Genomic DNA, 26,831 nt, shown 5'->3' with positions numbered 1-26,831 from the left:
TACGGAAAAAGCAGCGATCGTAATTTTACAGAGCAATATTAGTAATGGTTGCTGATAGTTAGCGGATGAACCTGGAATTCACGGATTGCATCTTGGCAGCAGTAAAGCAGTTGAGAGAAATCGTCAGGTGCGGGGTAAGTAAAAGGACAGGATTAAACCCAAAACAATTAAACCCAAAGCACTGAGAGCGTCCTGCGTCATTCGTTCAGCGACATCGCCCCTCAATTCTTATTAAGCATTGTCTCAATCTGCACGGCTGCGGCTGCCCCAGAGGCTAATGCGGTTTCTACCTGTTGTCCACCGCACCATTCCCCACAGCAGACGATCGGCAGCGGCACTCGACTGATCAGGCAGGATTCGGTGAGGAATTGCCTCACAAATGCATATCGCCAGCGGTGAACCTGAAGTAACTCCGCCGCGTTGAACCAGGGCATTAACCGCTGGGCAGCCCGATCGAGTATCTGTTGACCGATCGCTCGCAGATCCGGCGCATCAAAAATCTGTTCTGCAAAAGCAGCAGTGCTGTGCAGCACCAAAACGGGCTGAGTAGCGTTGGGGCGTTTGCTGCTGTCTAACCCAATCCATTTCAAAATCGGATCGCTCTCCAGCGTCAGGGCTTTCCAAACAACGGCTTGTAAGTCAGCCAGTCGCGCTGCGGGGTAAACGGCAATTGCAGTTATGCAGGGGTCAAACTGAACCGATCGCAGCTTGAGCTGCATTTCTTTTAATTCTTCTAATTCTTCAAAATCAGCGAACGCTTCGGAATCAGCGATTGGCTCCAGTAAGGCGAGTGCCTGCGGTGCAGGAATGGCAACTACCAACGATCGAGCAACCACCGGAGCAGCGATTGTCTGCTCAGCTTCGATCGTAAATTTCCAGCCCTGCCGGGTGGGAAAAATTGACCCCACTCGCTGATTTCGCCGCACATCTAGATCGATCGCCAGCTCTTTTGCGATCGCACTCATGCCCGCAGGTGCAATGTAGCGAGGCGAGGGTGTAGCATCGGCTCTGATCTGCCCAGAGGTATTTAGGGTATGAGCTACTTCTGTCCAGCGAGTTATCACGCCCGCGCTCAGTAGCCGATCGATGAATTCCTGCGATCGGTTGCCCTGCTCGTCCAGATAACGCAACCCGTGGTCGGCGCAGGTGTCGAGCAATCGTCGGGTGGCTGCTCTGCCGCCCAATCCGCGTGATTTTTCCAGCACAATGACCTGATAGCCTGCTTGCCGAAGTTGCTGGGCACAGGTTAACCCTGCTAGTCCTGCCCCAATTACAGCGACATCCACACTTTCCATTGATGTCCCTCGGATGAAATCCTCTATCTTTCAGTAGAATATGGGGAAATGGCTGTCAAATTATAGCCACTGAATTTACGATTAAAAATCTCTCAAAAATTACGTTCACGGGATGATGGAGGAGGGTGGAGCATTGGACGAATTAAGAGTGCCTCTGGAATTGGCAAACGACGAAGAACTCCATCTCCTAACCGAAATTCTATTTCGCCGTCGATTTAATCCGCTTGACTATGTTTACACGCCTCAGCCGATCGAAGTATGCAGCCAATCCCGCCAAGCGCAGATTGACGCGATCGAAGAACGATTTCGGTTTCTGGCGGCGGATGGTGTAACTGTGCTGCGCCGCAAGTCGTCGGATATCAGCTATCGCCAAATTCTGGTACGGGTCTGCCGCTATCTCAAGCTTCCCTACTCCCAGAGCTTCACCACCGAAGAGCTAGAAGCCGAGATTTTTTTGTATCTGCTGCACCGCGCCTGGGAAAATTTGCCTGCCTCAGAAAAACGGGTACTCAATGGCAAGATTCAGCAGGTGGTCAATGAATCGCAGTTGGCTCAGCAATTGCCTCGATCGCCTCAAAATGATCCGGTGGGCCTGCTGCTGAAGGGAGGCAGTGCGCTGGCGGTCAATTCTATGATTCGTCCCTGGCTGTTGCAGATTTTAGCCCGGCAGTTTGCGATTCACTGGGCAACGTATCAGGTCGCAAAAGAGGCGGTCGTCCACGGCGGAGCGGCAGTTGCAGCTCAAATCCAAAATCAGGCTGCGCTCCAGGTAGCATCCCGTGGGATGGCGGTTAACGCGGCTCGATATGGGGCTGCTCGTAGCCTGCTGGCGTTCGTCGGTCCTGCGTTGTGGATGTGGTTTTTTGCCGATCTGGGATGGCGTACTGTCGCAACTAATTACAGTCGTGTCATTCCGGTCATTTTTACCCTGGCACAAATCCGCCTCACGCGAATGGCAGATTTTCAACCTGCTTAAAGCAAGGTATGTTGGCGATAGAGAATCGTTAATCGCAGCGATCGCAGTTTCAGATGGTTTTGTTCAGATGGCTTTATTCAGGGTGTTCAGAACGAGTCCGACTAGAATACAAATTACTCATTAAGAAATGTGGGGAGTCTGCGCGCGTCGCTCGATTGACTTGAGAAAAGTTTGCGATCGCTTGATTCATCGATGGCTTAGTGAGCAAGTTAGCTTTATCAAGTTAGCTTTATGAGGAAGATGCTTCTGGATAAAAGACTATCTTTTTCTGGGGCTCCCCAAACCTTTTTATTCCCAGTTAAATTATTTTTGGGTTAAACAACGTATCGCTTGAAACGCATCTTTAAAGCCACGTTGACTGATGAAACTTTACTAACAAAATATTTGCGGAATCGCTCAATGGTGATGTAGTTCCTGAATTAACTTCACTGCTCTCCCCATAAGGAGAAATCGAATAATAAGAGCAAATTGAATTTCCTTTAGCTCTATGGTTTGGCACTTGCTTTGCTGTTACTTTTTAGAGTCGCTCTCAGAACCGAAACTTATTTAACAAGAAAGAATTTAGGAAGCAAGCGATGACAGAAACCTTATCTGAGAATCAGCGCACCACCACCTACTACGACCTGCTCAAGCTCCATCCTTCTGCTTCTCCGCAGCAAATTCGGCAGGCATTCCGAGATCTCAGTAAGCTCTATCATCCCGACACAACTTCCCTGCCCGCTTCGATCGCCACTGCCCAGTTTCAGCAGCTTAACGAAGCCTACGCCACGCTCAGCAATCCCGACCGACGCTTTGCCTACGATCGCAAAATTGGTTATTCTCGCTTCACCGTCATTCAGCCGCCTGCCGATCTGAATCGTCCTGTTTCTGCAGGCCGCAAGTATCGATCGTCTGCTTACCTCGACCCCACCGATCGCCCCCTGTCTGCTGGAGAACTGTTCGCGCTGTTTAGCCTGATTTTGACGTTTGCAGGTTGTCTGCTGATTGCCGTTGCCATTGCCTATGCGCGAGGTGGATCTGCGCTGCAAATGATCGACCCGCCGATCGGACAGTTGAGAACGCTGCTCTTCGCCCTTCTGCCCTGAGCCACACCACATCCTCAGCAGGTGTTGTGCCCCAATGCCCTCATGCTATAAAGACTGGCTCGAGGGAAACTGTCCGCATGCTTTGCAGTCTTACTGTGATCCAGGGCACAAGCTGATTCGATCGCTCCAGGTAAGATCCCTTTACCATCAGCATGGCAAATGCGTACCCTGTTGCCGACAGTTGCACGGGGCAAATTTATTTGTCGATAGAATGCCTCTCTGGTTTTTTGTGCCGCTCTACGCATTACCAAGATCATCATTACCAAGATCATCTCAAACCGTTTAATTCTGGTGTCTTTTGTGGGCACACTCTTATTTGTAGGGATTTCAGCTTTGTAGGGATTTCAGCATCAGCCTATGGCAAACTCCTCATCGCAGCGGCGTGCCCTGGTCGTCCAGCACAACTTTTCCCCGTTCAGCAATAAGCTGGTTCAGTCCGGCTACGTCAATACTGAGCAAATGCAGCAAGCTCTGGTAGAGAGCCGGAAATCGGGTAAACCGCTAACCGATGTGCTGATGACATTGACGGGTCAGGCTTTACCGCCCGATCTGATTCGCCAGTATAAGAAGCAGCAGCTTTTCGAGCTGAAAATTCTTTACGGCGTTGAGTCCCTCGACCCGGAACTCAGCCAGATCAATACCACCCAGATTGGCCAGCTCATTGAATCGCTCATTCCGGTTGATCTGTGCCGTCGCTATCGATTCATTCCTCTTTCGCGCAGCGATGATCCACCCTTTGTGCTGGTGGCAATGGTCAACCCGGATGACCTAGCAGCGCAGGACGACCTGAACCACATTTTGCGACCGCAGGGCTTAGCGTTACAGCGCATGGTCATCACGACCGAAGACTATCAGCGTCTCATTTCCCAATACCTGGATCAGCAGGTCGAACGCCAGAAGCAGCTTGATTTGGAGTCCAAAGTCGATGTCAAAGGCGATATCGAAAACCTGGAATATCTGGATCTGGAAGACACCGCTGATGATGCTGAGGCAAACCTGGATGCAGCACTTCAAGACCCGGAGGCTGCACCGATCGTTGCTCTAGCAAACAAAATTTTGGCGAGAGCCTTGCAGGATGGCATTTCTGACATTCACGTTGAGCCACAGGAAGAGTTTCTCCGCATTCGCTTTCGCAAAGATGGGGTATTGCGTCAGGGATTAGAGCCTTTGCCAAAGAAAATCATCCCGGCACTGACTGCCCGCTTCAAGATCATGGCGAACCTGGATATTGCCGAACGCCGAGTGCCGCAGGACGGTAGAATTCGCCGCTTGTTCGACAATCGCAAGGTCGATTTTCGGGTCAACACGTTGCCCAGTCGCTACGGCGAGAAAATCTGTCTACGAATTCTGGACAACTCGGCAACTCAGCTCGGACTCGACAAGCTAATCACCGACCCGGAAACGCTGCAGATCGTTCAAGAAATGGTTTCGCGTCCCTTCGGACTGATCCTGGTGACAGGCCCAACGGGTTCAGGAAAAACAACAACGCTCTACTCGGCTTTGGCAGAGCGAAATGATCCGGGCGTTAACATCAGCACTGCCGAAGACCCGATCGAATACTCGCTTCCCGGTCTGACTCAGGTGCAGGTGATTCGCGAAAAAGGGATGGATTTTGCCTCCATTCTGCGGGCATTTCTGCGGCAGGACCCGGATGTGATTCTAGTGGGTGAAACTCGGGACAAGGAAACCGCAAAAACGGCGATCGAAGCAGCCTTGACCGGACACCTGGTTTTAACCACGCTGCACACCAACGATGCTGCAAGCGCAGTGGCTCGTTTGGAAGAAATGGGCGTAGAGTCCTTTATGGTATCCAGTTCGCTCATTGGCGTCCTGGCACAGCGTCTGATGCGTCGCGTTTGTTCTGAATGCCGGGTTGCGTACCACCCCACGCCAGAAGAGCTTTCTCGCTTTGGGCTGTCGAGTTCGGCGGAGCCTGACTTGATGCTGTATCGGGCAACCAGTCTAAGCCATGAGGAAGTGCAGCAAGCTAGAGTCGCCGGAACGCTCTGCTCTACCTGCCACGGCGTGGGCTACAAGGGACGCTGCGGGGTCTATGAAGTGATGCGGGTGACCGAGCGAATCCAGACCCTGGTTACCGAAGGCGCACCCACCGAACGAATTAAGGAAGCTGCGGTCGAAGAAGGAATGAAGACGCTGCTAGCCTACAGTTTAAATTTGGTGCGGCAGGGATCAACCACGCTGGAAGAAGTTGAGCGGGTTACATTTACGGACTCAGGTTTGGAAGCAGAGCTAAAGGCAAAACGCAAAACTTCTCTGACCTGTCGCTGCTGTACCGCAGACTTAAAAATCGAGTGGCTGGACTGCCCCTACTGCACCACGCCTCGCTTCCAGGATTAATTGCTGCCCTTTTCCCCGGCTGAATTACAAAGACCTGCCAGTAGACGCACATCAATCACGGAGATAACCACATGGAGTTAATGATCGAAGATTTGATGGAACAGCTCATCGAGATGGGTGGCTCTGATTTGCACCTGTCCGCCGGGGTTCCGCCCTACTTCCGAATTAGCGGTAAATTAACTCCGATCGGCGATGAGCCAATGACCGCAGATCAATGCCAGCGACTGATCTTCAGTATGCTCAACAATACCCAGCGCAAAAACCTGGAGCAAAACTGGGAGCTGGACTGCTCCTATGGTGTGAAGGGACTGGCGCGGTTTCGGGTCAACGTCTACAAAGACCGGGGAACCTATGCCGCCTGCTTGCGGGCACTTAGCTCGAAAATTCCGAACTTCGATAAGCTGGGCTTGCCAGATGTGGTGCGCGAGATGTCAGAAAAGCCAAGAGGACTGATCCTGGTGACAGGACCAACTGGCTCCGGGAAAACAACAACCCTAGCAGCCATGATCGATCTGATCAACCGCACCAGAGCAGAGCATATTCTGACGATCGAAGACCCGATCGAGTTTGTCTATGAGCCAATCAAAAGCATTGTTCACCAGCGCCAGCTCGGCGAGGACACCAAGAGTTTTGCCAATGCGCTCAAGGCGGCTCTGCGGGAAGACCCCGATATCATTCTGATCGGTGAGATGCGCGATCTAGACACCATTTCTCTGGCTATCTCAGCGGCGGAAACCGGACACCTGGTTTTTGGAACGCTGCACACCAGTTCGGCGGCTCAAACCGTTGACCGAATTATCGACGTGTTTCCGGCCGAGCGGCAGCAGCAGGTGAGAGTTCAGCTCTCAAACTCTCTAGTCTCGGTCTTTAGCCAAACTCTTGTACCGCGCAAAAATCCTAAACCCAATGAGTTTGGACGAGTCATGGCACAGGAAATCATGGTCGTGACGCCTGCGATTTCAAACCTGATTCGTGAGGGCAAAACGTCTCAGATTTATTCAGCCATTCAGACGGGCGGTAAGCTGGGAATGCAAACCCTGGAGAAAGTACTGGCGGATCAGTATAAGTCTGGGTTGATTTCTTTTGAATCTGCCATGTCTAAAACCTCTAGACCCGATGAACTTCAGAGATTGATTGGTGCGCCGCCTGCGGGATCTGCAAAGTCAGGAATGGCTGCGGCTCACTAATCACGCTTCTTGATGCCCCGGCCGTTCTGGGCTTTCCCCAGTCCTGATTTAGCAAATTATCTCCCCCTGTCAGTCAAATGAATAGAACAGGGTAGGATCAACAGGACTGAGCAGAGCCGAAACGCTCAATCCTTGTCATTTCATTTGGTTGCGAACTATGCCTACCTACGTTGTTCGAGCGCGAGATACGAAAGGCAATCCCAAACGTGAACGCATTGTCGCTGAGTCTCCCAGCGATGCCCGGACAGCTCTGCGGGAGCGGGGTTTGTTCGTGCAGGAATTGACCGAGGATCGAGGGCTGCTTGAAAAGCTCAGCACCTTTAAGCTAGAAGACATCCAAACCGCCATGACCAGTGTGACGGTGAAGGATAAAGCGGTTTTCTCGCGACAGTTCGCGGTGTTGATTAATGCAGGTGTTGCATTGGTTCGAGGGCTGGGGGTGCTGTCTGATCAGTGCCCTAACCCCAAAATGAAAAAAGCCCTTCAGGAAGTCAGTGCAGATGTGCAGCAGGGAACCAATCTCTCGGACGCCATGCGAAAGCACCCAAGTTGTTTTGATGGGTTGTACGTGAGTATGGTGCAGGCGGGCGAGGTCGGCGGGGTACTCGACGAAGTCATGAACCGCTTGGCAAAGCTGCTAGAGGATGTGGCACGACTGCAAAACCAGATTAAGTCAGCGATGACTTATCCGATCGCCGTTGGTACTCTGGCAACGATTATTTTCCTGGGAATGTGTATCTTTCTGCTGCCCATCTTCGCCAACATTTTTGATGAACTGGGAGCGCAGCTACCCCCCTTCACGGCATTTATGATTGGGATTAGCAAATTTCTGAGAAGTCCCTATGTGCTGCTGCTGGTTGCTGCGATTTTTGCCGCCGCTTTTGCATACCGACAGTACTACAACACTAAAGTTGGGCGGGTGACAATGGATCGCTTCTTCCTGAAGATGCCGCTGTTTGGTGATCTAGTGCAGAAGACGGCGACAGCGCGGTTTTGCCGTACCTTTGGTGCTCTGTCGCGCTCGGGGGTTCCGATTCTGACTGCTCTGGAGATTGTGCGCGATACCGCAGGAAATCAGGTCATTGCTAATGCAGTTGATGAAGCAAAGCAGGAAGTCCAGACGGGCGGCATGATCAGTCTTGCCCTCCAGCGAGCGCAGGTTTTCCCGATTATGGCGATTCAGATGATTAGCATTGGGGAAGAAACCGGGGAAATTGATACCATGCTGATGAAGGTCGCAGATTTCTATGAAGATGAAGTCGAGCAAGCCGTAAAAGCACTCACCAGCATCATGGAACCGATTATGATCGTGGTGTTAGGGGGAATGGTTGGTTCGATTCTGATTGCAATGTATCTACCCATCTTCAGCGTGATGGATGCCATTAAAGGCTAACCTTCTGCTTTCGTATCGTCATCAACGCAATCGGTTTCTGCCCCTTTATGGGGCATTGTTGTTGCTGAAACTTTTGTTGCTGAGACTTTGCCCAAGCCTATGCCTGTTAAACAAGCTCAATACGAAGAACTTCTGGCGGAATGTAGCGATCGGCGGGGGGCGATCGAGTTGCTGAAGCAGCATCGCCCTTATCTAGAAATGATTCCCAGTATGCGACGACCGGATGAAAGCGTGATTACGCTGCCTCTGCCCCTAATTCGGACGCGAACTCGAGCGGCAACGGTGGGCGACTCAACCGCTTCTTCTAGTCAGACAGCTCAGTTACCCTGCGATCTGGCGATTCTGATGTGCGACCCAGAGTGGCGGATCAAAGCAGGTGGCGAAGTGATTGTCTTTATTCACCGTCCTACCGAAGATTTTTCTGATATGCTGAGTCGCTGGCGCAAAACCCAAATTCTGCTTGATCCGGGTTGTGAATGGGTGATGTCAGAGCAAGAAGCTCATTTGCTCAGCGAGGGATCTAACGAGAGCTACCCTCTGTTTGTGCTGTTTCCAGAAACACCCGATCGCATTCGGCGTGGACTGCGCGGCGCAGGTTTACCCTATGTTATGCAAACGGTCTATGCCCTTGAAGATGAAAGCCTTACTCTACCAACCGCAGAGGCATCTAATCTTGAAGAATAAACCGCCGCTTTGCGGATCCAATCTATATTTTTAGTCGCTGAAGTCATAGACATATTTCTATAAAGTAGGAGCATTCCTATCAGTCGAGCGATAGGGAGTTCTGAGGACTATAAGGGCAAAACTGAGATGCTCCTGAAAATTGGAGTAATTCAGCTTCTAACGAGCGTTACGTAATTTAACAATTCTTTAAGGTTCTTGAGTTCTCTAGAAAGGTAGAGGTAATGAGATTAATTTTTCTATCTCTAGGTATCCTTGACTGCTATGAGGAGTTAAGCGAAACTAACTTAAAGAGTTGAAGTAAAGCCTCAAGGGTCTACTAATATTTCTTACGTTTCAACTCAGATTTCCTGGTTTGGTCAACTTTGATGAAGCTTGGTGCTGAGTTGGGTAGCCGATAGGTTTATGGCAACTTTAGTGGGCTGCTGGCGGTTAGCGATCGACAGCGCAGGCTAGTTCATCTCATTCGAATGGTTCTTTTGAAAGCGGATAGGGTCGAATGGAGACGCTGGAATTCATCATTCATCCAGATGGTCGCGTTCAAGAAAAGGTGACTGGGATTATTGGAGCCTCCTGTGCCGAAGTGACAGCGGCGATCGAAGCTCAGCTTGGTCAGGTTATCAGTCAAGAAACGACCTCGGAATACTATGCTCAGCCTGTGCAGCAATCGATTTCTGCTCAAGCTCAAACCACTTTCGGCGAGTGGTAGATCCGCTTTTGCCGTTCAAGCAATAGTCCAAACCATAGTCCAAACGATTTTATACAAAGTTACCCATGTCTCACTTTAGCCAAATCAAAACCCAAATTCGTGATCTGACCTCGCTTCAGTCGGCGTTGACCGATCTGGGAATCGAGTGGAAAGCTGGTCCACAGCCTGTTCGCGGCTATCGTGGGCAGAGCCGGACCGCTGATGTTGTGATCGAGCAAGACAACGGTTACGACATCGGCTTTAGCCAGAATGATGCTCAGTATGAATTGGTCGCTGACCTGCAATACTGGCGGCAGCCGCTTTCGGTTGAAGGCTTTTTGAAGAGGGTAACGCAGCGATATGCTTACCACACAGTAATGAAGGAAACCGCTCGGCAAGGCTTTCAGCTGACCGAACAGCAGCAAAACCAGGATGGCTCGATTCGTCTGGTGCTGCAACGTTGGACTGCTGGCGCAGCCGTTTAATTGTTTCGAGGCACAATCCTAATTTCCGCGAGTTCTTTCTTGAGTGCGGATGCGATGACTGAATTTTCTCCGATGTCTGCGGCTTGGTCTTCTGATAGCCTCCCGACTGACTCCTCCGCTCCAAGCGGTTTTGAGCCCGAGCTGGGGGGACAGCTTCGAGATGCGCCTGAGCGAACTGGACTTGAACCCGAATTGGGCGGCGTAGTTCGTCAAAGAGGGGTTTATGTGGACGAAGTAACCTGCATTGGTTGCCTGCACTGCGCCCATGTTGCCCGCAACACGTTCTATATCGAACCCGATCACGGTCGCTCTCGCGTCATTCGGCAGGATGGCGATTCAGAAGAGGTGATTCAGGAGGCTATCGACACTTGCCCAGTAGACTGTATTCACTGGGTCGATTACACCGAGCTAAGGCGGCTTGAAGAGGAGCGGAAGTATCAGGTGATTCCGGTTGCGGGTTTTCCTGTAGATAAGGCAGTTTTAGCAGCGAAGCGACGGCAGAAAAAGAAGTCGTAACGCACTTCTATCGTCTTGGTTAAGGTCAGAAGAGTAGGTCATTGGGGAGCATAACGCTCCCTTTTTTGTTTTTGTCGCTTTTTGAAATTTTCGACTACAGTTCGACTACAGGAAGTTCAGCGGGTCCACATCGATTGTTAAGCTCACTCCGGTAGGACAAACCGATCGCAGTCCAGCAAAATCAAGCCTCATCTGGGAGTCGGGCGTGAGCTTGAGCAAAAGTTGCCAGCGATAGCGATTGGCAACACGGGCGATCGAGGCGGGGGCAGGTCCAAGCAGCTTGTCGTCGGGGTCGGAATAAATCGTGCGAAGATAGGCAGCGATTTCCATTGCAGTCTGCTGGACGATCGCTTCATCAAACCCGCTGAGCCGCAGCAGCAGCAGTCGTCCGTGGGGGGGATAGCTGAGCGCAGCTCGATACTCTAGCTCCGTTTGGACAAATGCCTCGTAGTTTTGTGCCTGCACTGCTTTAATCACCGGGTGCGGGGGCGAATAGGTCTGAAGCATGACTCGCCCTGGCTGTTCCCCTCGCCCTGCCCGTCCTGCCACCTGGGTGAGTGTCTGGAATGCCCGCTCGTTTGCCCGGTAGTCTGAGAGATAAAGCAAGCCATCTGCTGCGACAATTCCCACCAGCGTTACCTGGGGCAGGTCGATTCCCTTCGTGAGCATCTGGGTTCCCACTAGCACATCGGCTTCTCCCTGGCTAAAGCGAGTCAGCAGAGCGCGGTGTGCTCCTTTAGCGCGGGTCGTGTCGCTATCAAAGCGCAAACAGCGAAGCTGGGGAAACAGATGATTGAGTTCCTGCATAACGCGCTGTGTGCCGCTGCCGAAGTGTTTCAAATAAGGAGAATCACACACGGGACAGGTGCGCGGATGCCCTTGACCAAAGCCACAGTAGTGACAGCGCAAAGACTCATAGCCGCCGGGCTGAGGTTGGTGGTAGGTCAAAGAGACATCGCAGTGGGGACAGTCCAGCACATGACCACAGTTGCGGCAGGAGACAAAGGTGCTGTGCCCGCGTCGATGAATAAATAAAATTGCCTGCTGTTTCTGCTGCGGCAGTTCAGCAAGGGCAGACTGAAGCGATCGGCTAAAGATCGATCGATTGCCCTGGTGCAATTCTTCGCGCATGTCCACAACTTCGATCGGCGGCATCGGGCGGTCGTGAATTCGCTGGGGTAAGGAAAGATATAGAGTTTGGGTTCCGGGCTGTTCAGCGAAACCTTGAGCAACGGTTGAATGATTTGCCAGCCAGCTTTCCAGCGAAGGCGTTGCCGATCCCAGCACTAGAGGACAATTAATTTGTTCTGCTCGCCACTGAGCGACGGTACGGGCATGGTAGCAGGGCGCAGGCTGATCCTGCTTAAAGCTGCTGTCATGCTCCTCATCAAGAACGATTAATCCCAGCTTGGGTAAGGGCGCAAAAATTGCCGATCGCGTTCCGATCACCACTTGAGGACTGCCGCTGAGCATTTGCCGCCAGGTGTCGTAGCGTTCGCCGTCTGCTAGGGCACTGTGATAGACATAAACCTGCGAACCAAACCTTGCCCGGAATCGATCGGTTAGCTGCGGCGTCAAGCCAATTTCGGGAACCAGCACCAGCACCGATTTGCCACTCCGCAGTACTGGGTCGATCGCCTGAAGATAAACCTCGGTTTTGCCTGAACCTGTGACGCCATGCAGCAGCACCGTTGAATAGGTGCTTAAGGCGGTAATTTCAGCGCAAGCTTTTTGCTGGTTAGGATTCAGCTGCTTAGGTTGGTCGAAGGCGATTGTGCCTGATTCCCTTCGCAGCACTTCTCTAGCATGAATTAAAAGACAGCCTTTTTGCTCCAACGTTTTGATCACCGATGACGTAACCTGGCAGACTTGCAGCAGTTCGGTCAGCCACAGTTCACCACCGCTGCGCTTCAGCACGTCCAGAATTTCTTGCTGTTTAGGTGTCAGCGATATTGCAGGCAGATCGGCAACCAGAGTCACGGCACGTTGCTGTTTGGGACGAATGGGAGCAGGCGATTCTAAATAGCTTTCCACCCAGCCCCGACGCAGCAAATCGCGCAATCCTCGATCGGCTCCGCGCACCTGTCGCTGAAGATATTGCCAGGAATAATCGCCCTGTTTCTGCTGCTGAAGCAGTTCGAGCAATCGGCGAGCGATCGGCTGCAAGAATAAATCTGCCTCAGTTGGAATCGCTTCAGGTTTCAATCGGATGCGTCGCTGCGATCGTCCCAGTAATCCCGGCGGCAGGGCAACCCGGATCACCTGCATCAGTGGCGTGCAGTAATAGTCGGCAACCTGATTGAGTAACGACCAATATTCCGGCGGGAAGAAGTTTTGCGAGACGACTTCAGCGATCGATCGAATCGATGCCGCATCCAGGTCGGGAGGCTGACTAAGCAACCGAATAGCAATGCCGCCTACTTGCTGTGTCCCAAAGGGCACGCTAACCACATCTCCAGGCTGCACTTTGAGATCGTCAGGGATCTGGTAGGTATAGAGTCCCTGAGTTCCTGGACAATCCACCAGCACCTCAACCCACTGGAACGACCCGTAGGACACGTTTGCTTCAGCCGCAATTGGTAACTTTCCCGCAGCGGTGAGGGGGGTGTCAGGCATTGCAGCGACAACCCCAGTGGGGGAACTGCTTCGCAGTGGACGAACGGTTGGCATAAGATCAAGCGGCAGTGTTAAAGTAGCGCAGTAGTTGACGAATCACGCTGGATGTAGCAGAGTGTAGCAGTTTGGGGTGAGGTTGTTGCAGTTTAGCCAGTCTATCGAGATTTTGATACTGAAAAAACCGCAAATCTGCCTATAGATAGACACGCATCCAATTAGACTATGACTGACTTGATACATTATTCGGTCTTGCATCAGAATTCGGTCTTGCATCACTTGCATCAAAGGAGTTCGGGTGACTCAATTTGCCTTCTGCTCGATCGAACGGCAAGGGGTGAATTAAGGAAAGTGCTAATCTCCGATTTATTTAAGTTAACAAAGATGCCTCGTTTAGGCTTTGTAGAGCAACCTTTCTGCACGAATTGAAAAATAAAGACCATTGCTCTTGCCATTTGCCAGAAGCTTGCTATAGTAATCTCAACTTTACTCGCTCCGGTCAATGGCAACAGAATGAACGCTTTAGTAGTGTGATTCATTCAGCAGCGTTATAGAGCGCAACAATAATGGTGGGTGTCTCGGCTAAGTTCAAATTGATTAGGTTTTTGTTTGTCTATTTTCAGTAGAAAATTCGCGACGCAAGCACCGGTTCAAAAGGGCGCATTAGGTTACTCAGTCAGCAGTCAACAGCTTATTGCTTAACTCCCTCTAAAGTTAGGCTTAGCTCTGGCAAAGTTCCTGTAGATTAGCCTTAGCTAGAAGATATCGTGCGGAAAAGTTGAAACCCCTGTGGGGAGGGGCTTTAACCCATAATTAGCTTCTTAACGTGAGTAAACCGCATTTCCCTTGAAAATCTAATGGTTTGTAGGGTCAAATGGCTCGATCGCCCTTGGACAAATCCAGCAGGAAATAACAGTTCAAGATAGGAAAAATTAAATGATTCTTTAATTTGAAAAATAGTTTCAACTAAAACTTTTCTCGCAGCCTTCATTCGTTTTGTTAATTCTGTTACTTAAGCTTTTTATGAATTAAAGCTTCTCGCTTATCTCATCCTGCCCTTTGTAGCTTGTAATTTAGCTTGTAATTTCATCCTGACTCCGACAAACGCATGACAAATACTCTTATGGACATGACAGATTCCCTTCAGCTAATGACCTTTGACGAGCCCGATTTGCTGCATCAGACTCCAATTGACTTGCGATCGATCGAGCAGACCGAGTCGCAATCCACGGCAGAAAACGGCGGAGCCATGATTGAATTTGACTCTGAGGAAATCGAAGAGTTATTGACCAATCCTGCTTCGGGATACCGCAAAACGATATCTGACGATGCGGTGGGTGCTTTCTTTAAAGAAATGGCACGCTATCCGCTGCTGAAGCCCGACGAAGAAATCGAGCTAGCTCGACGCGTCAAGTTTCTGGCAGATGTGGAAACACTGCGAAACCGTTTAGAAAAGCAGCTCGGACATCCCCCGGTTAAATCAGACATCGCCGTTGCGCTAGAGCTTTCTGAACGGCAGCTCGAACATCGGCTGTATTTGAGCCGCGTTGCCAAGCGTAAAATGATTCGATCAAATCTACGGCTGGTGGTGTCGATTGCTAAACGCTATCTCAATCGCGGTGTCCCTTTTCTAGATTTGATTCAGGAAGGCGCACTCGGTCTCAACAGAGCCACCGAAAAGTTTGATCCCGATAAGGGCTACAAGTTTTCGACCTACGCTTACTGGTGGATTCGTCAGGGGATCACCCGCACGATCGCGAACGATGCCCGTACCATCCGCCTGCCGATTCACATCGTCGAAAAGCTAAACAAGCTGAAAAAAGCGCATCGGGAACTGCGGAAAGAACTCAACCGAAACCCCACCGAGACTGAACTGGCAGAATCCCTGGAAATGACCCCAGAGCAGTTGCGAAACTTGCAGCAGGTCCGTCGTCGATCGCTCTCGTTAAACCACCGAGTTGGCAAAGGCGAAGACACCGAACTGATGGAACTGCTGGAGGACAACAGCACCCAGTCGCCCGAAGCTCAAATGAGCGAATCGATGATGCGGCAAGAAATTTACTCGGTTTTGGGAGAAGTTCTGACCGAGCGGGAGCGGGACATTATTGCGTTGCGCTACGGCTTAACCACGGGCGAAACCCACACACTTGAAGAAGTGGGCGGCATTTTTAACTTGTCGCGGGAGCGGGTGCGCCAAATTCAGACTAAGGCAATGCGAAAGTTGCGTCGTCCTCAGGTGGCGGCTCGGCTCAAAAGCTGGCTGCGCTAAATCGGGAATTCTTCGAACAACAATCTTGGGCGGAACTGGGAATTTGTTTCAGACGATCGCGCAAACGCTAGCAATTGCTGAAATACTGGTTGAGGCGATTTGCAACCTGATCTCCCATGACTTCTGTTCAACCGTCTCAAACTGTTCTGATTCGTGCGGCACAGCCCGCAGACACAGCAGATATCTTTGCGCTGATTAAAGCTCTGGCGGAATATGAGAAACTGTCGCATCAGGTGACGGGCAGTCTTGATCTGCTCAAGCAGCATCTGTTTAGCGATCGTCCCTGTGTAGAAGCGATCGTGGCAGAGGTCGCCGGAAACTTGGTGGGATTCGCGCTGTTCTTCACCAACTATTCAACGTTCTTAACCAAGCCCGGAATCTACCTCGAAGATCTGTTTGTGCTGCCCGACTATCGCGGACTGGGCATTGGCAAAGCCCTCCTGTCTCACCTTGCCAAACTGGCGGTGGAGCGAGACTATGGGCGGCTGGAATGGAGCGTCCTCGACTGGAATGCTCCGGCGATCGGCTTTTACGAGCGGATGGGCGCAATGGTACTTCCCGACTGGCGAATCTGTCGCGTCACGGGCGAGGCAATCGATCGACTGGCACAGCAGGTTTAATCAATTCCCCCCTAAATCAACCCTTCCCGCTCGATCGTCTCAATCACCTGAAGCCCACGTGGATCGCCAACTCGCAGCATTGCTGAACGGGCATCTTCGCGCACGCCCATTTCCTCGTCTTCGGCGAAGGCTTCGATCAGGGCATCGATCGCCGTTGCATACACCACGTTTGAAGGCAGTTCGCGGCAAAGTTGACCGATCGACCAGGCGCAGTTACTTCGCACCGCCGCTACCGGATCGCGTCGCAGAGCTTCAATGAGAGGAGGCAGTGCGGTAATAATGGCTTCGTAGCCGATACTTGCCATTTGCGCCAGGGCACTCGCCGCCCAGAGCCGCACCGCAGAAATATCGGTTCTCAAGGCTCGCATCAAGGGTTCTAACGATCGACGATCGCGGCAGTTTCCTAGTGCCCAGACGATGCCTTTGCGGACATAGCCATTCCAATCGCGCTGAAGCTGATGAATCAACGGCTCTACAGCATCGGAACTGGGATTGCGCCCCAAGCCATAGGCAGCACTGACCCGAATCAGAGGACAGGCATCAGTAAGCAGGCAAATCAGAGCGGGAATGGCGCGATCGTCTTCGAGCTCGCAAAATGCACGGGCAGCCAGCATTTTCTGCTGGTTATTGTCAGAGTCCAGCAGCCGCAGCATCACGTCTGGATCAGGCTTTTCGGCTTCAGCGTCGATTGGCTCGATCGCATCTAGCGGATCAGTCTCCAGCTCAGCATTGAGTACGGTTAAGTCGTCGTTGTCATACATACTGCCACTTTACAGCAAAGCTTGCCCTGTCGTTTACGCTCGATCGGTAGGTCTATTCCGTCTGCTTAAACCAAAACGGTATATTGGAATCAGGCTAATCCGGCTCTGGTTGAGGTGATCTTTCCTGAGCAGGATGAGGCACTGTGTTGCGTCTGGTTGCAAATCTTATGATTTGTCTGCTAGCCGCCGCTTTACGATTTGACTGAGACCCCTTGCAAACCCAGCCGTTCTAAGCAACTCTGTGCAACAACCCTCCTGCTGACCGATTGCGAGTCGTGCGAAGCTTTGTAAGGAAGCTGCTTCTTGTACCTCGACCTGTTTTCCGTAGGGATCGACAAAGTACTGCCAATGAGCCTCCAAACTTCCGTTCTGGAAGAGTTATTGCAGATCGCGCCCCAACTGCGACCCCAGCTTTACTTCAAGTCCTCCCTGACTGCCCTTTCGCACGCAATGGAGGATCAAGTCCTGGCGGGCGGATCAACTTCTTCACTGGTGATTGCCAGCTTCCAGCGTGAGCGATTTTATCGCCAGGAGGCACACCGCTACGAACGCATTGCTGCTCTGACGCCCCAAGTATATGTGCTGGCTGCACCTGAAACCAGTTTTACAAGCGCATCGAGAGAATATGAAACGATCGCCTTTGAGCCAGACGATCGCCTCAGTCAGGAATGGCACCTGGTGGTGATTGGGCAGCAGTATGCGGCTTGTTTGCTTTGTCAGGAACGCTATCCCGCTCCTGTTACCAGTCGAGGAGAGGCGGCAGGCATGGATCAAACGCGCCGCTTTGAGGGCATCTGGACGTTCGATCGCCAGGTGAGCGAGCAGGCAGCAAAACTCTTGTTGAACCGCATTCAGGTTTATCGACCGGAACTAAGCGAAAAAATTGAGCAGGCAAAAGAAATGTTCCTGACCCACCCCCTGCCGACCGAAGGACTGGGGGTTGACCCCGATCCGTTTGCTCAGCGACTGGTGACTTATTTGCAGGCGGGACAATACAAATTGCTCAAGGCATACCGATCGATCGCTGCCCAGGAACGACGAGAACGATTGGTGAATTCGATTACGTCTGCCATTCGTCGATCGCTCGACCCCAACGAAATCTTTAAGGTGGCAGTGGCGGAGCTGGGACAGGCGATGGAAGTCTGTCGCTGTGTGCTGTATCGCTGCCGGGCAACGGATACGACGACGACGATTAGCTACGAATATCGATCGAATCCATCAATCCGTTCACTGATGGGCGAGGAATGGTTACTGAGCCGTAATCCCCTGTTTCAGACCGTCGCGCAAAAGCAGGAAAGCCTCTCGGTTCCCAATACCCAGGATTCAACGTTTGATTTCTCCCCGATTCAGACCCGGCTCGATCGCTGGCAAATTCGCTCGTGGCTAATGGTTCCCGTGGTGTATCAAGGCAAGCTGCTCGGCATGATGGAACTGCATCACTGCAAGAGCGAACCGCACGCCTGGACTCATGATGAAATCGGCATGGTTGAGGCGATCGCCACACAGCTTGGTGTCGCCCTGATTCAGGCAGAATCCTATGCCAACCTGGAAGACCTGAACCAGCAGCTTGAAGCATTGGAGCGCACCCGCAGCAACCTGATCGCCATTACTGGACACGAGCTGAGAACGCCGCTTTCTACGATTCAGGTCTGTCTGGAAAGCCTGGTGAGCGAACCGGATATGATGCCCGAACTGCGGCAGGTGATGCTGAATACGGCGATGACCGATGCCGATCGCATGAGAAAGCTGATTCAGGACTTTCTCACTTTGTCGCGGCTGGAAAGCGGACGAGTCGAGTGGCATTTGGAGCCGATCGCTTTGGAGGAAGTCGTTAGCCTGGCGTTGAGCAGCATTCGCACCCGCCAAGCAACCGAAGAACTGCCGCGCATCACCGCAGAAGTGCCGATCGAGCTGCCCCCGGTGAAGGCAGACGGCGAATGGCTAGTGGAAGTGTTATCGAAGCTGCTGGATAATGCTTGCAAGTTCACCAACCCGGAAGGCGAAGTGACTATCGAGGCAAAGCCCAACGGCGGCAAAATGCTGGAAGTGACGGTTATCGATACGGGACGCGGCATTGAACCGAATCGATTGGAGGCAGTCTTCGATCGCTTCTATCAGGAAGAAGGGGCACTGCGACGCACTGCAGGCGGCACGGGCTTGGGGCTGGCAATTTGTCGGCAGATTGTGCTGGGCTTGGGCGGTAAAATTTGGGCAGAATCGGCAGGACGCGACCAGGGCAGCCAGTTTCATTTCACGCTGCCGATCGCCCAGGAAAAGGAACCTCCCCCTCCCCCCGCCAAGCCTCCTCGCAGCTCCAAATCTTCGCGATCGAAGTCGAGCGATCGACGGGCGGCAATGAGTTAGTCATTCAAAGTCCCCTATTAATGGGGATTTAAGAGGCAATGCAGCACCTCGGATACTGCTCCAACATTCTTTCAAGCTTTAACCGCAAGTCTATGAGTCTTCGTCCTTTCCACGTTGCATTTCCCGTTACTGACCTGGCAGCAACCCGCAATTTCTACGAAACCCTGTTGGGTTGCTCGATTGGGCGCACCTCCGATCGCTGGATTGACTTTAATTTTTTTGGGCATCAAATCACCGCTCACCTGGCTCCGTCTGCCACAGGGACACCCACGAATCCTGTAGACGGCAAAAATGTTCCGGTGCAGCACTGGGGCGTGATTCTGGAAATGAACGAATGGCAAATACTCGCCGATCGTCTCACCCAGCAGGGCATTGAATTTATTATCAAACCCTATACTCGCTTCAAGGGAGAAGTGGGCGAACAGGCAACAATGTTTTTTCTCGATCCGAGCGGCAATGCGCTGGAATTTAAGGCGTTTGCTCAGGATGAGGCGATTTTTGCCCGGTAGTGAGTGAGCAAGTGAGCGGCTGAGTCTTTATCAGGGAAGGTCGGGACAGGTGAACTGGTCTTCAACTGCGGTCAGCGTGACTTCCTGAGTTTCGTTTGATGGGAGGAGCGTCTTTTGCAGTCGGAGGGTAGCGTCGGTTAGTTCCAGAAATTCTAAAACTTGAGCCTCCTCTGGCGATTGCTCCGTCACCTTCTGAGCGATTCGCACAAGGTAAAACTGTTAAAAGGACGATCATCTCGTTCCTTAACCAAGGAGTTTTCGAGCTGTGTTCAAGCTCCTGAAGTAGCCCCGTTTATGCTGGAGCTAATGCTGTCGTCAAAAGCTCCGCAAGTGGCGCGGCGATGGTTAAAGGGGATAATTGCCTGAATCATGCACGAATTGAAGCAATACTGAACGCTCTGAGGCAAAGCAAATTAGACAGTTCCCAGCCGTTCATTGTGGCAGTTCAGGCTCAGATCGATCGTGCTGCAACCGATTCCTTTGCCTGGAAACTGTTTGAACTCTGGTTAGAAGGCGCACCTTCCAGAGAAAACTGGGCGATGATGGCAGTCGGCCTGCCGCTAATGCAAATTAACGGCATTGCTCGCTGCACTCGGTCAGCCGTCCGAAACCATAAAATTTGTCCCGGGTCGAGTTTGTCTGGGTAGTCAGGGCTTAGTCATCGCGCCCATTTCCCTAATCCTTCAACGATCGGGCAACAGAATCATGCTCCAGCCCTGGGTCACGCACTCCTAGCTATCCCCCCATCCCCTTCCTCCCCTCCTCATTTCCTCTCTCCCCTCCCTCCAGCTGCTAAATCCACTGTCTAACCCGTAGGCGAGTCTGCCCGCTTCACGCTAGGATCAATGTGACAGTTACCCGAAGTGTCTCTCATGTTTATGGACGAATTGACCCCTGTAATCCGCGAACTTGCCGGACATCCGATCGCCTTTCTGGGAGGTTTTGTCTCTGGGCTACTGCGGCTCAATCTCGCAGACGATCCGGTTAAGAGCTGGCTTGAGCAGCAGTCTGGTGTCACGCTCACACAAAGCACGCCGTCAAACCAGACCAATGGCAACGGAAACGGTCCTCAGCAAATTTCGATCGATTAAAGCACCAGCTTGGAAGGGATTAGCCTTCCGATTGAGGATTTGTTAGAGGATTTGCTAAACGAGATGCTGCACTGCTCTTTCCTGATTGATTGCACTAGGCAGAGATCATCGTTTAGGCAATCAGAAAATCGCAAAAATGATCGATCGCCACACTTTTCCTAACCTGTGTTTATTCATGGCAAGGGGGATATGCTATTCAGACGGCGATCGATTTTTGTATTTGCATTCCGATTTGTATTTGCATTCCAATTAAATGCTAGGTTGAAGTGCTGTATTGAACTGAATGACAAAAGGTTGAGCAGTGAGCAGTACAGTTATTTCTTGATGGCATGAATGCGTATAACGATTTTAACTATCCGGCTAATATGGGGCTGCTCATTAGGCAGCTATTAGCTGACCCTAAATGTGAAGACCCCAAGCGTCTGGAGCGTTTTGGATTTAAGGCGTACTTCCAGAACGATGAGGACGGAATCATTCAAGAAATTTTTCAAAGAATTGGAATTAAACACCATGCATTCATTGAGTTTGGTGTGTGCGATGGCTTAGAAAATAACACTGTTTACCTGCTTTACTAGAGGTGGGGAGGACTGTGAATTGATGCCAGTCAGAAGCTTTGCGAGATCATTGCAAAAAGCGTTCAACCTGTTGTGCCCATTGCTCTCACAGTCGTCAATCAATTCATTACTGTAGAAAACATAAACGATTTATTTGTTCAAAATGGTTTCGAGGGTGAAATCGATTTGCTTTGTATTGATATTGATGGTAATGACTACCATGTTTGGAATGCCATTGAGTCTGTTTCTCCACGGGTCGTTGTCATTGAATACAATGACAAATTTCACCCTCCTGTGAACTGGACTATTGCCTATAACCCTGCTCATGAATGGCGAGGGACTGATTATTTTGGTGCGTCTCTCAAAGCTTTAGAAATCTTGGGTTTAAAGAAAGGCTACAGGCTTGTTGGCTCCAACCTTGCTGGTGTTAATGCTTTCTTTGTGCGAGAAGATTTAGTCGGCGATCGCTTCGCCGCACCATTTACCGCAGAAAATGACTATCACCCACCGCGATACTACTTACTGCCGTTCTACAGCCAATTAGGACATCAACCCGATTCTGGAGAATGGGTAGAAGGTTAAGAAGCGTTTAGTAGCCGATTAAGGCTCCAGGCAAGGCTTCAAATTGAGGTTTCAAACAGTGACTCGCGTCTGAGAAGCCTCAGGAACTGTCTTAAGCAGAAATGACTTAAGCAAAGGGGTAGAGCAACTCTCCCATCCAGCTTTCGACCTGATGACGCAGACGAGCCGAAGGATGGTGTGACTGTCCTTTCGTTGCGGGCAGTGCTTCGATCGCCCGATGATAGTCTCCAACGGCACAGTTCCAGTCGCCCCGCAGGTGATAAGTCCGTCCTCGCTCGGCGTAGATATGTCCTTCCAGGCGACCCAGACAAAGCGCCAGCTCAAAGCTTTCCAGGGCACGATCGTACATCTCTAGTTCCCGGAACGTGATTCCCTGATTAATCCAGACTCGGACATTGGCAGGGTTCAAATCGAGGGCAACATCGTAGTCCAAAATTGCCTCCAGGAATTGACCCTGAGCCGCATAGTAGTTCGCCCGGTTGTTGTAGGCACTGTCTAGCTGCGGATTGAGTTCGATCGCCCGGTTGTAGTCCTCGATCGCCGCTTCAAGCTGTCCGCTCTGGAAGTAAACCAAGCCCCGGTTGCTATAGTCGCTTGCGCTATTGGGGTAACGCTCGATCAGTTCGCTGAACAGGGCAACCGCAATATCAAAATGCCCTTGCTGCGCCTGGGTCAGTGCCTCCTGCCGCAGAAGTTGGTCTTGCTCTGCGCGACTAATGGTTGGCTGGGTATGAGAAAAATCTGCTGTTCGCTGTTTTCTGGTGAACCTGGACTGCCAGCGTCGCTGAAGAGGACGGTTCACGCTGCAATCGGGTATTCCTGATCCAGTTGGGCAGGGCGTACGGTTATCCCGTGAGGGGGACTGCTTCCCATTAGTTCTTTTACTTTGGCTGGCGAAAGTGCGTATATTCATGCCATCCTCACAGTTGCTAAAGCTCGTGGAGCCAAACGGATTTGAATCTCAAGATCAGTCTCTAAGTTTTGGATGTTTGAAACATCCTTCTATAGGTCACTTAATAAGCTGTCCATCGTACGAGTTTAAGGTTGAAACTACGGAAATCAAGGGAGGCTCTCGAATCTTGACAATCTCCCGCAAACGGGTCGCTAGGTAGAGTCCGTAAGGATTTCACGGCTAGTTCGTGCTTCTATCTCTATCAGTAGTATTGCGGAGTAAACCTGCGTTTTCTATAAAAGTTTAAGGAAGTCTAAATTATTTCTCTTAAGCTGCGATAAACCTTTTGTTTGACTAAAACCTGGAGTGACTTTTTAAGCTGAACAAAATTGTTAATTGCCTTCCTCATGCGATCGCCTCCAGGCAAGAATTGTTCCGCATTGCCTGACGCTGAGACGAATGAGTGTGTTCCACTTTGTGTTCTTGCATTCTTTTGTGTTCCTGCATTTTGTAGAAATCAGCACAGCGAACCCTTCTGACCGTAGAATCTTTAAAGCTTGCCTGAAACATATTTTTTTGCACCGCTTCCTTTGTCTTAAACAAAAAACTGCGCCGCGTTTTCTGAGAACAAGGGGAAAATAGTGTAAAGTTTTATCTCAGTGCATCCTGCTCGTTCCTACGAATGGGCCTGCGAACGAGGGCAAGTCGCTCAATTTAGCTGTAAGGAGAAAACAGACGATGTCGGAGGCAGTTCAGCCCCTGACTGTACCGAGGGAATTCCTGGGCGCGCCGAGGGCATGGAATCCAACGCTGCTCATGTTCCTGGTTTCAGTAGTCATGGCAATCCTATCCACGATTGGCTATTGGTGCTGGCACGTCCCCGACTGGATCTGCTTTTGCGCCAATGTTCTTGCGCTCCATATGGTGGGCACAGTCATTCACGACGCATCCCACAACGTTGCCCATAGCAATCGAATTGTGAATGCGCTGATGGGTCATGGCAGTGCCCTGCTGCTGGGATTTTCCTATCCGGTCTTTACCCGCGTCCACATGCAGCACCACGCCAATGTAAATGACCCAGAGAACGATCCCGACCACTATGTGTCTAGAGGCGGCCCGCTCTGGCTGATTTCGGCTCGCTTCTTCTACCACGAAATTTATTTTTTTAAGCGACGGCTGTGGCGCAAATATGAGCTTCTAGAGTGGGCAGTCGCTCGGCTGATTGTGATAACGATCGTCGTCCTGGGGATACAGTACGGCTTTGTTGGCTTTATCTTTAATTTTTGGTTTATTCCTTCGGGCATTGTTGGTCTGGCTTTGGGGCTGTTCTTTGACTACCTGCCTCATCGTCCCTTCCAAGAGCGCGATCGCTGGAAGAATGCGCGGGTCTACCCCAATCCCATTCTGAACGTGCTGATTATGGGGCAGAACTATCACCTGATCCACCATCTATGGCCCTCGATTCCCTGGTATAAGTATCAGCCTGCTTATCGAGCCACAAAGCCACTCCTCGACGCAAAAGGCTGCCATCAGACTTTAGGTTTGATGAAAGGCAAGGATTTCTGGAATTTCATTTACGATGTTTTTCTCGGAATCCATTTCCACAGCCATAAGCTTACTGCTGACTCGGCAAAGGCTGAATCTGCTTCTATCACCTCAATTCAGGATAAGTCGCATCAATCAGCAGCATAGCGATTTTGGCTGCCGATTCTGGCTGCATTAGGGGGAATGGGTCGTCCGAAGAAAGCGAAGGACATCTCATTCCCCTCTTTTCTTGTTTCCAGCTCTCCATCCTCAGATCTGCTTTCCATCTCCCTCCTAAGTCGTAGTCATTACAACTTTGCTTAAGCTATATTAAAAAATAGCTAAGATTAGTTGTCTAAGGACTCAGCCCTATGATCAAGGTTGTTGGTATTGGCGGCAGTTTGAGAGCTGATTCTTACAGTCAGCAAGCCTTAGAAATTGCAATGGAGCGAATTGAGGCGTTAGGCGCTGAAGTCGAGGTTTTAGACTTACGAGAGCTAGATCTTCCCTTTTGTGATGGTGGCAAAGACTATCCTAACCATCCAGACGTTGAGAAGCTGCGGGATGCAGTCCGTGAAGCAGATGGGATTATTCTGGCAACCCCCGAATATCACGGCAGCATTAGCGGTGTGCTGAAGAATGCGCTGGACTTGATGGGCTTTGAAGAATTCTCTGGCAAAGTAACGGGCTTTATCAGCGTTCTGGGTGGACAGTCGAACAGCAACGCCCTGAATGATCTGCGAATTATCATGCGCTGGGTTCATGCCTGGACGATTCCTGAACAGGTGGCGATCGGACAAGCCTGGAAAGCGTTTAATCAGCAGGGTGAACTTGTTGATTCTGATCTCTCGAAGCGATTAGACGCCTTTGCTCAAAGCCTGCTGGAAAACACCCACAAGCTTCGCAGTTTGCCTGAGCGTGAAATGGCTTCTGTTTAGGGTTTCCTTATCCCTATTTCCTGTAAGAGCATAATCAGGTTGTTGGGGCAGTTGCCAATCTGCCCTTTAACCGATTATCAGCAGTTTTCTAACACTGGGGCAAGCCGATGACTCATTGCTTCCAGGCTGTAATGCTCCCTGCACCGCTCCCTGGCACGCCGACCCCGATCGATCGCCTCCGCAAGATTGGCAAAGATGTGGGTGATCTCAGCCGCAAGCTGAGTGGGGGAACTAGAATCAACGAGATAGCCCGTATTCCCTAGGATCTGTGGAATATCACCGACACGAGTAGCCAGAATCGGTTTTGCCATTGCCATGCCGTCAGTAAGCTTTAACGGAAACTGAGCCTGGGCTGCTGGCGTGTCTCGCTGGGGGACAACCACAATATCGCTGGCGGCGATCGCCTCTGGCATTTTTTCATGCGAAAGCGCGGGTAATTTGATCAGCCATTGTCCCCATCGCTGCATCAGGTGACTGTCGTAATCGTCGTAGGGACTGCCGCCCACAATCACTAACCGTAAGTCGGGCTGGTTGAGCTGCTCTAACGCCATCAAAATATCTTCAACCCCTTTGTAGGGGCGAGGTGCGCCCGGAAACATCAGCACTCGATAGTCAGAAAGTCCAAAGTGCTGTTTAGCCGCTTGAGCGTCATACCGCTGCGGGTCGAACAATGATATATCCTTGCCGTTGGGAACGCACGTGCCGCCGAAACGGTGCTGGAGAAATTGGGTATGAACTGTTACGGCATTCGCACGCGAGACAAGCTTCTCGATCCAGCTTAGATAAAGCGGATGATCAGGCTGTCGCAAAGCACCCTTCGGTTTCAACACATCTCTAGCAAACTGTTTTAGCGTCGGGCAGTATTTCCAATCTTCTCCGCCATGCCAGCTTAGCTCCCAGTCATCAATGTCCAGGATCAGAGGGCGGCGTGTTTTCAAACGATGAAGCAGGGAAATTCCAAAGCTTGTAGGCTTCGGTTTGTAGGCATAGATAATATCGCCATCAATTTGCTTCATGAGATGACGCGCAGACTGGAAGAATTTGGGATAATCCGTTGGCGCGATCGTCACAATCGGCAAGTCAACTGTATAAGCGATCGCAGGGTCATCGCCAAATCCAAAAATTTCGACGCGATGTCCCAATTGCCGTAAAGCTTGAGCCAGTAGGAACGGACGAACGCCTCCACCCCAGCGACCAGCACCACTTTTTGATAAGTCACTGACTACAAGTGAGACGGTTGGCTTAGTTGTACGACGCTGAAAATCCATAAGTTTTAATGTTGAATTGCTGCGTTAGGTGATGGATGCCAACTTAGGTTAAAAAATGGCATCACTGGGGTTGATTTAGGCGAACTCTTTGATTAGCTCTAGGATTCCCTGGAGTTTGAGGAGATTACCGAGAAAAAGTGAACCTGAAAAAAACAGTGCATCCTTCCCAAAGAACGCACTGG

The 26,831-nt window shown here is 51.1% G+C and carries 26 protein-coding genes; 19 read left to right on the top strand and 7 right to left on the bottom strand.

The annotated features are described in order from the left end of the window. Positions 1-221 precede the first annotated feature (221 nt). Entirely contained in the window at positions 222-1,295 is a 1,074-nt protein-coding gene (locus NDI45_RS12050) for an FAD-dependent oxidoreductase (RefSeq protein WP_190794447.1), read from the bottom strand. Between the two features lie 133 nt (positions 1,296-1,428). Between NDI45_RS12050 and NDI45_RS12045 the strand changes: the two genes are divergently transcribed. The 9 genes from NDI45_RS12045 to NDI45_RS12005 all read left to right on the top strand — a co-directional run bounded on the left by NDI45_RS12045 (position 1,429) and on the right by NDI45_RS12005 (position 10,664). Continuing rightward, on the top strand, positions 1,429-2,271 hold the full coding sequence (locus tag NDI45_RS12045) for a hypothetical protein (protein WP_190794448.1): 843 nt from the start codon (positions 1,429-1,431) through the stop codon (positions 2,269-2,271). A 575-nt stretch (positions 2,272-2,846) separates the two neighbouring features. Further along, positions 2,847-3,356: a J domain-containing protein gene (locus NDI45_RS12040; protein WP_348247465.1), complete on the top strand. Its 510-nt coding sequence runs from the start codon at positions 2,847-2,849 to the stop codon at positions 3,354-3,356. 357 nt (positions 3,357-3,713) lie between these two features. Next, positions 3,714-5,714 carry a GspE/PulE family protein gene (locus NDI45_RS12035; RefSeq protein ID WP_348247464.1) on the top strand — a complete coding sequence of 667 codons (2,001 nt, stop codon included), beginning with the start codon at positions 3,714-3,716 and terminating at the stop codon, positions 5,712-5,714. Positions 5,715-5,785: 71 nt separating this feature from the next. After that, the gene (locus NDI45_RS12030; RefSeq protein WP_190792263.1) at positions 5,786-6,901 is read left to right on the top strand and encodes a type IV pilus twitching motility protein PilT; all 1,116 of its coding nucleotides are present in this window, start codon (positions 5,786-5,788) and stop codon (positions 6,899-6,901) included. A 157-nt stretch (positions 6,902-7,058) separates the two neighbouring features. Next, a complete protein-coding gene (locus NDI45_RS12025) occupies positions 7,059-8,294 on the top strand; it encodes a type II secretion system F family protein (protein WP_190792264.1) in 1,236 nt (411 codons plus the stop codon). Between the two features lie 99 nt (positions 8,295-8,393). Beyond that, the gene (locus NDI45_RS12020; protein ID WP_190792265.1) at positions 8,394-8,978 is read left to right on the top strand and encodes a hypothetical protein; all 585 of its coding nucleotides are present in this window, start codon (positions 8,394-8,396) and stop codon (positions 8,976-8,978) included. A 496-nt stretch (positions 8,979-9,474) separates the two neighbouring features. Next, positions 9,475-9,684 (top strand): DUF2997 domain-containing protein, encoded by a 210-nt coding sequence (locus tag NDI45_RS12015; protein ID WP_190792266.1) that lies wholly within the window; start codon positions 9,475-9,477, stop codon positions 9,682-9,684. Positions 9,685-9,749: 65 nt separating this feature from the next. After that, on the top strand, positions 9,750-10,148 hold the full coding sequence (locus tag NDI45_RS12010) for a DUF1257 domain-containing protein (RefSeq protein WP_190792267.1): 399 nt from the start codon (positions 9,750-9,752) through the stop codon (positions 10,146-10,148). Positions 10,149-10,220: 72 nt separating this feature from the next. Next, complete coding sequence (locus NDI45_RS12005) at positions 10,221-10,664, top strand: ferredoxin (protein WP_190792269.1); 444 nt, start codon at positions 10,221-10,223, stop codon at positions 10,662-10,664. Between the two features lie 105 nt (positions 10,665-10,769). Here NDI45_RS12005 and priA read toward each other — a convergent pair whose 3' ends face one another. Next, positions 10,770-13,334 carry a primosomal protein N' gene (gene priA, locus NDI45_RS12000; RefSeq protein ID WP_348247463.1) on the bottom strand — a complete coding sequence of 855 codons (2,565 nt, stop codon included), beginning with the start codon at positions 13,332-13,334 and terminating at the stop codon, positions 10,770-10,772. A 1,051-nt stretch (positions 13,335-14,385) separates the two neighbouring features. Here priA and NDI45_RS11995 point away from each other — a divergent pair. Together NDI45_RS11995 and NDI45_RS11990 are read left to right on the top strand one after the other, a co-directional pair. Next, positions 14,386-15,546: an RpoD/SigA family RNA polymerase sigma factor gene (locus tag NDI45_RS11995; RefSeq protein WP_277879058.1), complete on the top strand. Its 1,161-nt coding sequence runs from the start codon at positions 14,386-14,388 to the stop codon at positions 15,544-15,546. Positions 15,547-15,662: 116 nt separating this feature from the next. Next, a complete protein-coding gene (locus NDI45_RS11990) occupies positions 15,663-16,166 on the top strand; it encodes a GNAT family N-acetyltransferase (protein ID WP_190790820.1) in 504 nt (167 codons plus the stop codon). A gap of 11 nt (positions 16,167-16,177) precedes the next feature. On the opposite strand, the gene NDI45_RS11985 is transcribed toward NDI45_RS11990, so the two are convergent. Further along, on the bottom strand, positions 16,178-16,927 hold the full coding sequence (locus NDI45_RS11985; RefSeq protein ID WP_190790821.1) for a HEAT repeat domain-containing protein: 750 nt from the start codon (positions 16,925-16,927) through the stop codon (positions 16,178-16,180). 348 nt (positions 16,928-17,275) lie between these two features. Between NDI45_RS11985 and NDI45_RS11980 the strand changes: the two genes are divergently transcribed. Both NDI45_RS11980 and NDI45_RS11975 read left to right on the top strand, forming a co-directional pair. Continuing rightward, entirely contained in the window at positions 17,276-19,291 is a 2,016-nt protein-coding gene (locus tag NDI45_RS11980; RefSeq protein WP_190790822.1) for a DICT sensory domain-containing protein, read from the top strand. A 92-nt stretch (positions 19,292-19,383) separates the two neighbouring features. After that, positions 19,384-19,800 (top strand): VOC family protein, encoded by a 417-nt coding sequence (locus NDI45_RS11975; RefSeq protein WP_190790823.1) that lies wholly within the window; start codon positions 19,384-19,386, stop codon positions 19,798-19,800. Between the two features lie 30 nt (positions 19,801-19,830). Here the strand turns inward: NDI45_RS11975 and NDI45_RS11970 are convergent, their stop codons facing one another. Then, entirely contained in the window at positions 19,831-20,007 is a 177-nt protein-coding gene (locus NDI45_RS11970) for a hypothetical protein (RefSeq protein ID WP_190790824.1), read from the bottom strand. Between the two features lie 134 nt (positions 20,008-20,141). Between NDI45_RS11970 and NDI45_RS11965 the strand changes: the two genes are divergently transcribed. The 4 genes from NDI45_RS11965 (at position 20,142) to NDI45_RS11950 (ending at position 22,027) form a co-directional block, all read left to right on the top strand. Further along, a complete protein-coding gene (locus NDI45_RS11965; RefSeq protein WP_190790825.1) occupies positions 20,142-20,447 on the top strand; it encodes a hypothetical protein in 306 nt (101 codons plus the stop codon). Positions 20,448-20,672: 225 nt separating this feature from the next. Next, complete coding sequence (locus NDI45_RS11960; RefSeq protein ID WP_190790826.1) at positions 20,673-20,891, top strand: hypothetical protein; 219 nt, start codon at positions 20,673-20,675, stop codon at positions 20,889-20,891. Positions 20,892-21,220: 329 nt separating this feature from the next. Then, positions 21,221-21,466: a hypothetical protein gene (locus tag NDI45_RS11955; protein ID WP_190790827.1), complete on the top strand. Its 246-nt coding sequence runs from the start codon at positions 21,221-21,223 to the stop codon at positions 21,464-21,466. Between the two features lie 72 nt (positions 21,467-21,538). Beyond that, the gene (locus tag NDI45_RS11950; protein WP_190790828.1) at positions 21,539-22,027 is read left to right on the top strand and encodes an FkbM family methyltransferase; all 489 of its coding nucleotides are present in this window, start codon (positions 21,539-21,541) and stop codon (positions 22,025-22,027) included. A gap of 106 nt (positions 22,028-22,133) precedes the next feature. Here the strand turns inward: NDI45_RS11950 and NDI45_RS11945 are convergent, their stop codons facing one another. Further along, entirely contained in the window at positions 22,134-22,829 is a 696-nt protein-coding gene (locus tag NDI45_RS11945; protein WP_199296419.1) for a tetratricopeptide repeat protein, read from the bottom strand. 495 nt (positions 22,830-23,324) lie between these two features. Then, on the bottom strand, positions 23,325-23,522 hold the full coding sequence (locus tag NDI45_RS11940; RefSeq protein ID WP_190790830.1) for a hypothetical protein: 198 nt from the start codon (positions 23,520-23,522) through the stop codon (positions 23,325-23,327). 135 nt (positions 23,523-23,657) lie between these two features. Here NDI45_RS11940 and crtR point away from each other — a divergent pair, with 135 nt between their 5' ends. Both crtR and NDI45_RS11930 read left to right on the top strand, forming a co-directional pair. After that, positions 23,658-24,611 carry a beta-carotene hydroxylase gene (gene crtR, locus NDI45_RS11935; RefSeq protein WP_190790831.1) on the top strand — a complete coding sequence of 318 codons (954 nt, stop codon included), beginning with the start codon at positions 23,658-23,660 and terminating at the stop codon, positions 24,609-24,611. A 203-nt stretch (positions 24,612-24,814) separates the two neighbouring features. Further along, positions 24,815-25,381 carry an NADPH-dependent FMN reductase gene (locus NDI45_RS11930; protein ID WP_190790832.1) on the top strand — a complete coding sequence of 189 codons (567 nt, stop codon included), beginning with the start codon at positions 24,815-24,817 and terminating at the stop codon, positions 25,379-25,381. A gap of 77 nt (positions 25,382-25,458) precedes the next feature. Here the strand turns inward: NDI45_RS11930 and NDI45_RS11925 are convergent, their stop codons facing one another. Continuing rightward, positions 25,459-26,649 carry a glycosyltransferase gene (locus NDI45_RS11925; protein ID WP_348247462.1) on the bottom strand — a complete coding sequence of 397 codons (1,191 nt, stop codon included), beginning with the start codon at positions 26,647-26,649 and terminating at the stop codon, positions 25,459-25,461. Positions 26,650-26,831: the final 182 nt, after the last annotated feature.

Origin of the sequence: Leptolyngbya sp. GB1-A1 (assembly GCF_039962475.1) — a bacterium.
Lineage (GTDB): Bacteria > Cyanobacteriota > Cyanobacteriia > Elainellales > Elainellaceae > Leptolyngbya_A.
This window is presented reverse-complemented; position numbering and strand designations above follow the sequence as displayed.

Coding starts and splice junctions, on each gene's coding strand:
- NDI45_RS12030 (WP_190792263.1), top strand. CDS start 5,786: ATGGAGTTAATGATCGAAGATTTGATGGAACAGCTCATCGAGATGGGT.
- NDI45_RS11955 (WP_190790827.1), top strand. CDS start 21,221: ATGAATGCGTATAACGATTTTAACTATCCGGCTAATATGGGGCTGCTC.
- NDI45_RS12050 (WP_190794447.1), bottom strand. CDS start 1,295: ATGGAAAGTGTGGATGTCGCTGTAATTGGGGCAGGACTAGCAGGGTTA.
- NDI45_RS11980 (WP_190790822.1), top strand. CDS start 17,276: ATGAGCCTCCAAACTTCCGTTCTGGAAGAGTTATTGCAGATCGCGCCC.
- NDI45_RS11925 (WP_348247462.1), bottom strand. CDS start 26,649: ATGGATTTTCAGCGTCGTACAACTAAGCCAACCGTCTCACTTGTAGTC.
- NDI45_RS11965 (WP_190790825.1), top strand. CDS start 20,142: ATGGTTAAAGGGGATAATTGCCTGAATCATGCACGAATTGAAGCAATA.
- NDI45_RS12025 (WP_190792264.1), top strand. CDS start 7,059: ATGCCTACCTACGTTGTTCGAGCGCGAGATACGAAAGGCAATCCCAAA.
- NDI45_RS12015 (WP_190792266.1), top strand. CDS start 9,475: ATGGAGACGCTGGAATTCATCATTCATCCAGATGGTCGCGTTCAAGAA.
- NDI45_RS11985 (WP_190790821.1), bottom strand. CDS start 16,927: ATGTATGACAACGACGACTTAACCGTACTCAATGCTGAGCTGGAGACT.
- NDI45_RS12040 (WP_348247465.1), top strand. CDS start 2,847: ATGACAGAAACCTTATCTGAGAATCAGCGCACCACCACCTACTACGAC.
- NDI45_RS12005 (WP_190792269.1), top strand. CDS start 10,221: ATGTCTGCGGCTTGGTCTTCTGATAGCCTCCCGACTGACTCCTCCGCT.
- crtR (WP_190790831.1), top strand. CDS start 23,658: ATGTCGGAGGCAGTTCAGCCCCTGACTGTACCGAGGGAATTCCTGGGC.
- NDI45_RS12020 (WP_190792265.1), top strand. CDS start 8,394: ATGCCTGTTAAACAAGCTCAATACGAAGAACTTCTGGCGGAATGTAGC.
- NDI45_RS11990 (WP_190790820.1), top strand. CDS start 15,663: ATGACTTCTGTTCAACCGTCTCAAACTGTTCTGATTCGTGCGGCACAG.
- NDI45_RS11975 (WP_190790823.1), top strand. CDS start 19,384: ATGAGTCTTCGTCCTTTCCACGTTGCATTTCCCGTTACTGACCTGGCA.
- NDI45_RS11995 (WP_277879058.1), top strand. CDS start 14,386: ATGACAAATACTCTTATGGACATGACAGATTCCCTTCAGCTAATGACC.
- priA (WP_348247463.1), bottom strand. CDS start 13,334: ATGCCAACCGTTCGTCCACTGCGAAGCAGTTCCCCCACTGGGGTTGTC.
- NDI45_RS12035 (WP_348247464.1), top strand. CDS start 3,714: ATGGCAAACTCCTCATCGCAGCGGCGTGCCCTGGTCGTCCAGCACAAC.
- NDI45_RS11960 (WP_190790826.1), top strand. CDS start 20,673: ATGTTTATGGACGAATTGACCCCTGTAATCCGCGAACTTGCCGGACAT.
- NDI45_RS11930 (WP_190790832.1), top strand. CDS start 24,815: ATGATCAAGGTTGTTGGTATTGGCGGCAGTTTGAGAGCTGATTCTTAC.
- NDI45_RS12010 (WP_190792267.1), top strand. CDS start 9,750: ATGTCTCACTTTAGCCAAATCAAAACCCAAATTCGTGATCTGACCTCG.